The following is a 9,882-nucleotide window of genomic DNA, read 5'->3' on the forward strand; positions in this document are numbered from 1 at the left end:
CCAGTTCCGGCAGCGGAAGACCGGCTAAGACCAGCGGCATGCCCGCACTCGGGAGCCAACCGTAGACACCGTAGAGCACCAGTGTAAGCGTGAACAGGCCGCCCACAGTCCGTCCTCTGAAGCGAATCACCATGGTCTCATTCAGCTGGACCCCCCAACAGAGAAGAAGGAGCCCAAGGCCACAGAATACGGACAAAGCCAATGCCCAATCGAGCGTCGGAGAGTACTGATTCGGGTATCCCAAAGTGAACTCGGCAATGCTGAGACCGACTGGCACTGTCGAGGCCACTATGATGATGACTTCAGTTCGGTCGGTGTGGTCGGCGACAAGTCCGCCCACCAAGACTGTTACTGCGCTCGCACCTGCGGCACAACCAAGCATCAGAAGCTGGTCCGGATTGCCGGGAAACAGCTCTCCTGACATTAGTCTGGTCACCGCAAGCAGAAAGCAACTCAGAACCGGAGCGGTGAGGACGTAGTAGACCGCTCTACGAAAGGGGAACTCTCGATACTCCAACATGGGCTTGGTCCTCGCGTGCACTGGGTTACCAGACCGAATCGCATATGAAGATTGTTCGAGTCAGAGGCAGAGTCTGTTGCATAATTGGTGTGATACCGGGGGAGAGAGAGGGAGTGTGGTGCGATGGCCGTTGAGGTGCCATGAACCTGACCTGTGATCAGGCCTATGACATGGCCATCAGACACCACTGCAGTGACCTGCCACTCCTTGAACCTCTCTGATGCGCTCCCACTGCCTGTCCACACCGTCGGCAGCATGACGGCCCACGTACTCGGTGCGGGTCACGATCGTCCTGCTCGTCCTGTTGACTCACCTGTTCCCACATGACCTATCGTCAGTCATGTGCCTCTCTCTGGACAGGCACCACGAACTGGTGTCGGTGCGGAGCATTTCTCGTCCACCGCACTACTCGGCTCTCAACAGGGCCACAGGCAGGTTTGACCAGAGGCTCCTTGCCCGCCTCGTCACACTCATGTAAGGAAGGACTGAGGCCGCCTCCACGAAGTGTGGCCATGCATTGACTCGACGGGCTTCTTTCTCCCACTCGACCAGTGGGAAGTGGAGGTCCGTCCGACTCGTAGAACACCTTGTCAGATGATTGATTCCACGGCCTCTGTGCCACTCTCGATTGATTGACACCGAGAGCATGCTGTTCCTCACTTCACTGGTGAGCGACAGACCGAGAGGTGATGCACTTCAACTAAGACCTCTCGTCGAGCCGATCAACAAGTGCGCTGGAGGCCATAATTAGCAACAGGCTCTGCTTTCCTATCAAGGGCCAACGTCGCCTGCATTGTGGAGAGAGGAGCACGACCCGTGGTGAAGCCAAAGCGCGGACATGTGGGGTCATGTGCCGGATGCAGGGAGCACGCACAGCCTGTCCGGTCGTACAGAGAGGACCCTGAGATGTGGATGCGAGAGAACGACTACGGGATGAGGAGCTTACTCGTGTCGGGCTACTCGGCATTGAAGAGGTGATGCGGTGGTGCACTCAGGTCGAGAGTCGACCGATTAATGACGGCCGGCAGAGGTGTTCTTGAAGGTCATCGCTTACAACGCACAGCGACTAGTCCATCTCTTCTGGGAGGACAGATGAATCATGCAAGATTCGCTTCTACTGCCTCTGTCTCATAGGTGATTTCGACCTGTCACATCAGGGCTGAAACTGGCGCATGGGGTGGTCTTGTGTGCCATGCTCATACGAATCAGACAGCGCCATGTCCCCTCTGTACACCCCGGATTTGACTTCTGCAACAGACTCGCACGTACGACATACCTTAAATTGACATATGGTCCGACTCGAAACGAGGAGAAAGTACGTTGCCGTCCAGACTGGGTGTTCAGGAGTTCATGGTCCTCACCTCAGGCGGCGTGCCGATATTCCATCATGCACTGACACCGAAACCAAAGCTGGACGACCTCCTCTCGGGATTCCTTACAGCCATAACGAGCTTTGCAACAGAGTTCGGTGAGAAGTCCGTACAACGACTGACCTTTGAGGGGTCTGAGATTCTCTATGAGGTCCCCGAACCGGGACATCTGTTCATCCTGCTTGTTGAGGTTGGGGCTCCATCGAGAGTGCTTTGGGCAATACTGAAGGACCTCAGCCGGAAGTTCCTTCAGACCTATCGAATGCAAATAGAGGCCGGCATCCAGATAGAAGAGAACTACCTCGGCTTTGCAGACGAGGTCAACCGTGCATTTCGGTACTACGAGAAGGTCTTCGTTATCACAGCGGGGCTGAGCCCATACTCCGTGCCATCCCTTAACAGAGATGCACTGAAGGTTGCCTCAGAGACTCGAGGACTACTTGACGAGTTTCACCGGGACTTTGGGAGCACTGGCAATCGTGTACTGGATGCTATAGATGGAACCTCGACGGTGTCCAAGATAAGTGAGAGACTCGGGCTGGAGATACAGGAGATCACGGAGATTGTGGAGTATCTTGCGGTCTGGGGTGTTGTGAGGCTGTCGAAGCTGTGTCCGATTCTCAAGGAGAAGGACGCGCGGTTTGATACATTCCTGGACCTCATCGGGCTCCCTCAGAAGGACTACCAGCTACTGGGCAGAGCAAGACCTCTATGCAATGGTCAGCGCCCAGTGGAAGAGATCAGCGAGAAGCTCGGTGTGACTGCTGAGAGACTGTACGCTGTGCTTCAGCAACTGGGTGATGGAGTCAAGTACAGGCTGACACCGATTGGCGGACTTGACGGTGAGACATAGTATAAGAGGAGACAGTCCCTCTTTGCAGTAGATTGCGGAAGGTCTGCGCCATGGTCAAGGAGATAGTGGTCCTGCGAGAGACAGGGATTCCCTTGTTCCACTACAGCGTAGACGGCACAAGAAAGCTGGACGAGATAGTCAGTGCATTCCTCTCGGCCATCGGCTCGCTGGTTGGGCAGACTGGAAACCAACAGATCAGAGAGATGACCTTTGCAGAGAGCAAGTTCGTATGGGAGTCTAAAGGAGACCTTCTCTTCATAGCTCTTGTGAGCCGAGAGGACAGTGCAGAGATCTACCGTGCCATACTGCACGACTTGTCCGAGCAGTTCGTCAGCATGTTCTACTCACAGCTCAGGATGGAAGACCCCGGTCACAAGGTGTTCCGGACTTTCACCGACACAGTGGAGATGACACTGCAGAAGTTCGATGGGATTCCCGGGCTCGCCCGAAGATACAGGACCGCCCTGCTGCCACTCGAAGAACTCCGCAGGCTCAAGATGGGTCTTGCAGAGGCGGAGGGTACAGACATGCTTCTTCGAGGCGCAGCCATAACAGAAGACGGATACATACTCGTCTCGAATCTGAGGTCGTACGAGCTGGAGGCCATTATCGACCTTAAGCCGACTCTTCCGGAGAGAGAACTGAACACAAACATGTGCCTGATGGTGGTCCATACCAGCCTGGACCCGGTCACCTCCTTCTTCGTAAGAAAGGTACCAAGGGTTGGTCTGTGCGCATTCGTAGTCAAGGCGGGCAGGACGAACGAGGAGTACATGGCAGCCACAGACCGGTTCGTACACCTGCTTGAAACAACAGACCTGGCGCATGCGAAGAAGGTGGAGCCAGCAGGCCAGACGGAGTCCACCGTGTTCTATGACTACGATGTTATCATACCACTGATGCCGGTGACTGAAGCGCTGGAGGTTGCAAGATCAGTCTTGTCTGCAGTGGACAAGAACGCCTACGCCAACGCTCTGGCTCTGTTGAACCAGATTGATGGCAAGAAGACCTTCCTTGAGATACTCGAACGCACAGGTATCAGACGAGACGCAGGCAGCGAAGCGCTTGCTCTCCTCATCGCTCGAGGAGTAGCGAAGGTGGCTCAGCTCTATCCGATGCTGGGAGAGCGCGACAGACGGTTTGCAGCATATCTAGAAGTCATAGGAATCCCTAAGAAGGACTTTGCAGTGGTGGACACCATATGGCAGTACTGCACTGGAGAACTCTCTCTCAGGGAGATCTCACAGAAGACTGGCATAGCAACATCAAGAGTACTCGAGGTGCTCAGAGAACTGGGCGCCAATGTGAAATGGGAGACAGACAGGTTCGTCACATACACAGGCACGACAAGGAGATAGACCAATGGCCGACAGCAAGATAGTAAGCATCCACTCGTTTCGCGGAGGAACCGGCAAGTCAAACATTGCTGCCAACCTAGCTGCCGTCGCTGCCTTGGAAGGAAAGAGGGTGGCTGTAATGGACACCGATGTGGCCTCTCCAGGTATTCACATCATATTTGGGCATGGCCGTACGAAGTTGAAGCACACCCTGAACGACTACCTCCGCGGCGAATGTGACATTACCGACACCTGCCTCGACATGACCAAGCAGTTCGACATCAAGCGGGGTCAGCTGTTTCTCATCCCCAGTTCGATGACTGCCACTGACATCACACGCATACTCAGAGAGGGGTACGAGGTCAGTGACCTCAAGAACGGCTTCACAGAGGTGGTCAGGGCAAAGAACCTCGACTACCTGATAATCGATACGCACCCCGGTCTCGATCGCGAGACGCTCTTGTCGATGGCCACCGCAGACTATCTGTTTGTCGTCGCTCGCATAGATGAGCAGGACCTGCTAGGTACTGCAGCAACACTGAGCGTTGCAGAGAAGCTGCAAGTGCCTGAGATACAGATAGTGGTGAACAAGAAACCCTCAATATACGAGGACAAGGACATCATCCAGCAGATTGAAACGAAGTTCAAGTGCAAGGTCGCAACAATCATTCCTCTGCTGCCTCTGCTCATAGAAGTGGGCAGTCGATACCTTGTGACGCTCAGACACCCTGAGAGCGAGTTCACCAGATGCATCAAGGACATCTTCAGAATCATGGAAGACAGGGGACAGTGAACTCGACATTGTGAGTGGAAGCATCAGTGGCTGCACAGCGAGTCGAGTCCCAGCTCTTCGAGGGTCTGTTGGGTGGGTCTGCCATCTGAGTCCCAGCCACGAAGCTCGTAGTATCGGTCCAGACTCGCCTCAAAGTCGGCTCTGTCAACAAAGGATGACATGCCTGCGCGGGGTCCGTTTACCTGTGGTTCCCACAGTCGGGGCGGCAGCGAGTCGTCAGTCCTGCTGATGCCCTCGCGTAGATTGAACATCCGTATCAGAGTATCAATCCTCCTGCCCACTGTCAGCACAGACTCATCCGTGTATGATTTGCCGGTTGCAGCATTGAGAAGACGAACCATCTGGGATAGAGTCAGAGGCAACCGGTAGGTAAAGTGGCAGACGATTAGGGAGTCCTTGAGTGTCTTCTCGTCCCGACTCCGAATCAGCGACTGGACAAGGGGAACTGCAGTCTCATCGGGGGGTGCGGCTGTTCCCGGCCACCCGCGGAGATGGCTGGCACCAACGTCCGCTGTCGCATATGAAAGGCCCATACATCTTCTTCCCCTCGGGTCCCACGCAGGTACCTCAAGCCCTTTGACGTGCACCGCGAACTGCTGACTCTCGGGTCCCAGCACAGACGCGGCTGACCCCACTCCTTCTGCCAGAAGGTCTCCAATCCCCTATCTGCGGGCTATCAGCAAGAGGAGTCTTTCTGCGCACCGTGAGTCTCCGAACTGAAGAGGGAATCCGATTCTCGTCTCATCGATAATGCCGCGCTCGAAGGCCTCCATGGCAAACCCGATTACGCTTCCAGCGCTGATCGTGTCCAGTCCCAGTTCATCACAGATGTAGTTGAGTCGCAACACGGCCTCCAAGTCAGAGATGGCCAGATTGCCGCCCAACAGTCCAAGGGTCTCATACTCCACAGTCGATTCCACTTCAGACTCTGAGCCGAACGGGTCTTGTATTCCGTACGAGTGCGTGCACTGCATGATGCAATGAGGGCACGACAGACGTCTTCCCCTGCCTCGCAGAGCGTAGCCTAGACCGACATCAAGCCCGCTGTGGTCCGGGAAGAACCCACTCGCAAAGTTCCTGTACGGAAACTGTCCAAGCTCGCTGGCAACCTCAACAAGGAATCCCGTGCCAAGCTCTTTGAATGCGGTCTCATGGGTCTTCCAAGTCTCAGCAACCTCACGTGACACCGCTCGCATCTCCTCAGGGTTTGCTGGCTCGAATGACCTTGAGCCCTTTGCGACTATGGCCTTCAGATTCTTGCTGCCCATCACAGCGCCAGACCCACCACGCCCCGTCTGATGGGCAAAGTCGCATGAACCACAGGCATACTTCACCTGCTTTTCTCCTGCAGGACCAATCACGTAGACTGATGCACCGGGTCCATGCTCCTGCAACAGCAGCCGAGTCGACTCAAAGACCCCTTTACCCCAGATGCCTCCAGCATCCTCAAGTCGAACTCCCTCGTCAGTCAACACAAGTATCACAGGCTTGTCTGACCTCCCTGTGACACAGAGAGCGTCATGGCCAGTCTTCTTGATCTCTCTTCCAAGGGCTCCTCCGCAATGTGTGTCCAAGAAGAGACCTGTCAGCGGAGACTTGGTGACCAAAGACCACCGGCCTACGCTAGGTCCTGGCAGAGCCTGAAGTGGTCCGCTCAAGAAGAACAGGGCATTTTGGGGCCCGAGGGGATAGGTGTGTGGCTCCAGACCCTTGTATGCAAGGTAAGCACCAAGGCCCTTGCCTCCGATGAAGTCGGTGAAGACCTCAGCTGGAATGACCTGAGAGGATGCTCTACCTGTGGTCAGGTCCACGCACATGATGCGTCCGTTTTGACATCCACTCGCCAGATTCTGCACCATCCTCGGCACACATGAACACAGATGGTCTTGACGACTGCACACATCAATATGACCATCATGGTACATAATTGCAGAGGAAGCGAGCCTGGGGACAGCAGAGCTGGAGTCCGTACACAAGGGCCAGCCGACGGCGGCAGGACTGAGAAAGGCAGTTCACGCCTCTTGCTGGTGTCGTGTACGCTGTCCTCCGACCAGACAACAATGCAGGTCTAACTCACATCGACCGCTGTTATGGTATCTATCTCAGCACCACGTAGGTTGCGAAGGAGAGCGAGTAGTATGTCGCGTACGACCCGTTCAGCAAAGTCGTTGAGCGGGATTGGATTCCCGTTGACAGTCAGTTTGAGCTGTGACACGATACATCGCACAAGAGAGAGCATACTCGTGCTTTTCTTCATGCTGGTCCATCAGACGGTCACGGCCCGGTTACTTCTGCCGATAGGCATTTATAGGCCCTGACTTTGACCGTCCCCGTCTGAAGACCATCCCAATGTGAGGATTAGTCCATGTCTGAAGCACTTTCGTCAATCAGGTCCGCTCTCACTGGCCAGGCGCCAGCAGGGCAGCCGGTCAAACCACTACACAGGCTCTCAGGACTCGGTGGAGTTCTGGGGATGATAGCCGCCCTTGTCGGGTTATTCACACTCGCGCTAGGAGTGATCCCAGTGGCAGGGTCTGTCATCGTGTTGCCGTTTCAGGGTGCTCAGTTGATTCCGATTCCCGTGGGGAGTGAACTGACCAACACACTTCCGTTCCAGATGAGCACAGTCTTTGTTGCTCTCCTGAGTGTCGGTCAGATGGTGCAGTTCAAGGGAGCCAGAAGTATATCTCGAAAGCTGGGCTCTTCTCTCCCATACGTTGGGATCCTGACTGCCCTCTTCGGACTGATAGTGACGTACAGAATAGCTTCAGCCTCCAGCATCAACTATGCTGCATCATCTCAGGTCATCGACTACGTAGCCTCTCTCTCTGTGTTCATGGCCATCTTCATCATCCTGTGGCAGATGAACTCTGCCGCATACGTTGACGCGAGTAAGTCTGTGGTGGGCGCAGTAGCCGGTATGGGCAATGCACTATTCTTCCCACTGCTCGCTATCGGGCACGTCGGATCCCTCTTCTCCCTCATCGTGCCGCTGGCATACATTGCGCTCTTGGTCGGACAACTGTGTGTCACTCTCTACTGGTGGGCTCCAGAGAGTCACATCAGGGAGTATGCAAGAAGCACACCCGCTGCGAAGATGACATTTGGACTGTTTGGTTTTGTTCTCTTCCTGATTGGTCTGGTACCACTAACAATGGGTCCGCTCACACCAATGGGTGGTACTGAAGTATGGATGCCATGGAGCACATACCAAGCGGTTCAGGCCACGATTGTTGTCCATGCAACTTTTGCAACACCTCCGTGGGCTGTAACAGGGTTCCTCGCCGTATTCCTCTTCTGGGCCATGCTGGGCCCCAGACTTGGTGCCAAAGAACTGAAGTCGAGTCACATCAGGGCAGATGTGTTCAGTGGCGGGCCCAAGTACTTCATCATGGTAATGGTCCTCTTTGCAACTATCGCATCCGTATCATGCAGCAGTCTCCTGATCAATGACGCAGAAGCGCTTGCCGTTTTCCTTACAATTTGCCCGGCAGCTGCATTGTTCATCACGAGTACACTCTACCTCAGCAACAATGATGTGGTCAGCGGACTCCCGCTACTGGTCACATCGGTGTTTCTCCTCGTGCTTCCATACTCGGTCGCAGTGTTCATACTCACATCATGGGTACTCTGCATCCTGACGCAGTTCTTCTTGGCGATTGAAATCAAGATTCGCGGGCACACGGTGTTCTCACAGACCTTCCTGACCCTTGTCGTCACTCTGGTCGCCTCCGCGATGTTCATCCTCTTCATTATCGGGGCGTTCGGCAGTGGTCCATCAGCAATCTGGCCAGTGAACAGATGGTTCAACATCCAGCTACTACCCGGCATAGAATCAAGTGTGCAGGCACCCACGGTCTTTGCCATCGTGCTTCTCTCGCTGATAGCAAGAAACGTGGTGATCTCAGGCTATGCCTATGGGCGCTCATACCGTGGAGGCTCATCAGCGATAGGGTTCATGACGATGATCTTCGCACTGATGATAGTGCTAATTGCAGGCAACTTTGACATCACTCATGAAGCACTCACCGCTGCGGCCGTCATCTTTGCCCTCTACGCAATCGGATTCGTACTGGTGCTCTCCTTGAACCTCAACATTGGAGGGACTATTCTCAGACAGGGACATGAGTTTGAGGGGAACTTCGTACGAGTCGGCGTCGCAGTAGGACTTGTACTCGGCATCATCAGTGCCCTTGTTGCACTCACATCATTCGCAGTCTTCCCAATCCCTCCTGAGAACGTGTCGCTCGTCCTGACCCTGCTGACCACTCTCATCGTGGGTCTTGAGATTGTCCAGATGATTGGCTGGCTCTCTGCCGGCATTCGCCTTGGGTTCCTCAAGGGCGGGTTCAGGTTTGGCAGGCCCTCGGTCGCTGAGTAGGAATCTGGACCTGTGCAGGTGGCGTCCTTGGTTGATGGCGTGGCGAGAGTCGCCAAGGACGCTACCACTGCATGTCTATTAATACATGGCTTCTGTGCCTACTCTGACGAGATGGGGACTCTTGGAGAGTACCTACGTGATAACGGAGTGTCCTCCTTTGCCTTGAACCGCCCCGGACATAGTACGAGTCCAGAGGACCTGCAGTCTGTAAGACACGAGGACTGGACATCGGCGGTCTCTGACGGACTGGAGTTGGTGAAGTCATGGGGCAGCAGGAATGTCTTGGTTGTCGGTTTTTCACTGGGCGGCGCATTGGCCCTACAGTGCGCATCTCGTGATAACACACTTGCTGGCTGCGTCGTCATCTCTCCCGCCCTGTGGGTAGGCGGACCTCTGGCCAATGCCGTTCCGCTCCTCAAACACATAGTGAGGTGGAGGAATGTGGACACGGAAGCCATAGACAGGACGTATGGCTACGACGTCCAAAGAACCAAGTACGGCCGCGAGCCCATGGCGGCCACTGATCAGGTCCTCAGATTGGCGGCCCACATCAGGACCTTTCTGCCAACAGTGACCGTTCATTCTTGGTTGGACAGAGTCTGACACAGGAGTCTTGTCACTCCCAGGA

The 9,882-nt window shown here is 55.0% G+C and carries 11 protein-coding genes; 6 read left to right on the forward strand and 5 right to left on the reverse strand.

Annotated features, from left to right (window positions below):
• Both HXY34_06325 and HXY34_06330 read right to left on the reverse strand, forming a co-directional pair.
• Nucleotides 1-520, reverse strand: a 520-nt coding sequence (locus tag HXY34_06325) for a hypothetical protein (protein NWF95740.1), incomplete at its 3' end; no start/stop codon positions are given.
• A 405-nt stretch (nucleotides 521-925) separates the two neighbouring features.
• Nucleotides 926-1,168: a hypothetical protein gene (locus tag HXY34_06330; protein NWF95741.1), complete on the reverse strand. Its 243-nt coding sequence runs from the start codon at nucleotides 1,166-1,168 to the stop codon at nucleotides 926-928.
• 168 nt (nucleotides 1,169-1,336) lie between these two features.
• Here HXY34_06330 and HXY34_06335 point away from each other — a divergent pair, with 168 nt between their 5' ends.
• The 4 genes from HXY34_06335 to HXY34_06350 all read left to right on the forward strand — a co-directional run bounded on the left by HXY34_06335 (nucleotide 1,337) and on the right by HXY34_06350 (nucleotide 4,873).
• Entirely contained in the window at nucleotides 1,337-1,498 is a 162-nt protein-coding gene (locus HXY34_06335) for a hypothetical protein (GenBank protein ID NWF95742.1), read from the forward strand.
• A 342-nt stretch (nucleotides 1,499-1,840) separates the two neighbouring features.
• A complete protein-coding gene (locus HXY34_06340) occupies nucleotides 1,841-2,743 on the forward strand; it encodes a hypothetical protein (protein NWF95743.1) in 903 nt (300 codons plus the stop codon).
• 50 nt (nucleotides 2,744-2,793) lie between these two features.
• Entirely contained in the window at nucleotides 2,794-4,101 is a 1,308-nt protein-coding gene (locus HXY34_06345) for a hypothetical protein (GenBank protein NWF95744.1), read from the forward strand.
• Nucleotides 4,102-4,105: 4 nt separating this feature from the next.
• Nucleotides 4,106-4,873, forward strand: coding sequence for a MinD/ParA family protein (locus HXY34_06350; GenBank protein ID NWF95745.1), 768 nt, complete (start codon nucleotides 4,106-4,108; stop codon nucleotides 4,871-4,873).
• A gap of 23 nt (nucleotides 4,874-4,896) precedes the next feature.
• Here HXY34_06350 and HXY34_06355 read toward each other — a convergent pair whose 3' ends face one another.
• From HXY34_06355 to HXY34_06365, 3 genes are all read right to left on the reverse strand, one after another.
• Nucleotides 4,897-5,508 carry a hypothetical protein gene (locus HXY34_06355; protein NWF95746.1) on the reverse strand — a complete coding sequence of 204 codons (612 nt, stop codon included), beginning with the start codon at nucleotides 5,506-5,508 and terminating at the stop codon, nucleotides 4,897-4,899.
• Nucleotides 5,509-5,535: 27 nt separating this feature from the next.
• On the reverse strand, nucleotides 5,536-6,732 hold the full coding sequence (locus HXY34_06360) for a hypothetical protein (GenBank protein ID NWF95747.1): 1,197 nt from the start codon (nucleotides 6,730-6,732) through the stop codon (nucleotides 5,536-5,538).
• Between the two features lie 209 nt (nucleotides 6,733-6,941).
• Complete coding sequence (locus HXY34_06365) at nucleotides 6,942-7,130, reverse strand: hypothetical protein (protein ID NWF95748.1); 189 nt, start codon at nucleotides 7,128-7,130, stop codon at nucleotides 6,942-6,944.
• A gap of 108 nt (nucleotides 7,131-7,238) precedes the next feature.
• Between HXY34_06365 and HXY34_06370 the strand changes: the two genes are divergently transcribed.
• Both HXY34_06370 and HXY34_06375 read left to right on the forward strand, forming a co-directional pair.
• Nucleotides 7,239-9,254, forward strand: coding sequence for a hypothetical protein (locus HXY34_06370; GenBank protein NWF95749.1), 2,016 nt, complete (start codon nucleotides 7,239-7,241; stop codon nucleotides 9,252-9,254).
• A gap of 27 nt (nucleotides 9,255-9,281) precedes the next feature.
• Complete coding sequence (locus tag HXY34_06375) at nucleotides 9,282-9,857, forward strand: alpha/beta fold hydrolase (protein ID NWF95750.1); 576 nt, start codon at nucleotides 9,282-9,284, stop codon at nucleotides 9,855-9,857.
• Nucleotides 9,858-9,882 lie beyond the last annotated feature (25 nt).

Source organism: Candidatus Thorarchaeota archaeon, assembly GCA_013388835.1.
Taxonomy (GTDB): domain Archaea; phylum Asgardarchaeota; class Thorarchaeia; order Thorarchaeales; family Thorarchaeaceae; genus JACAEL01.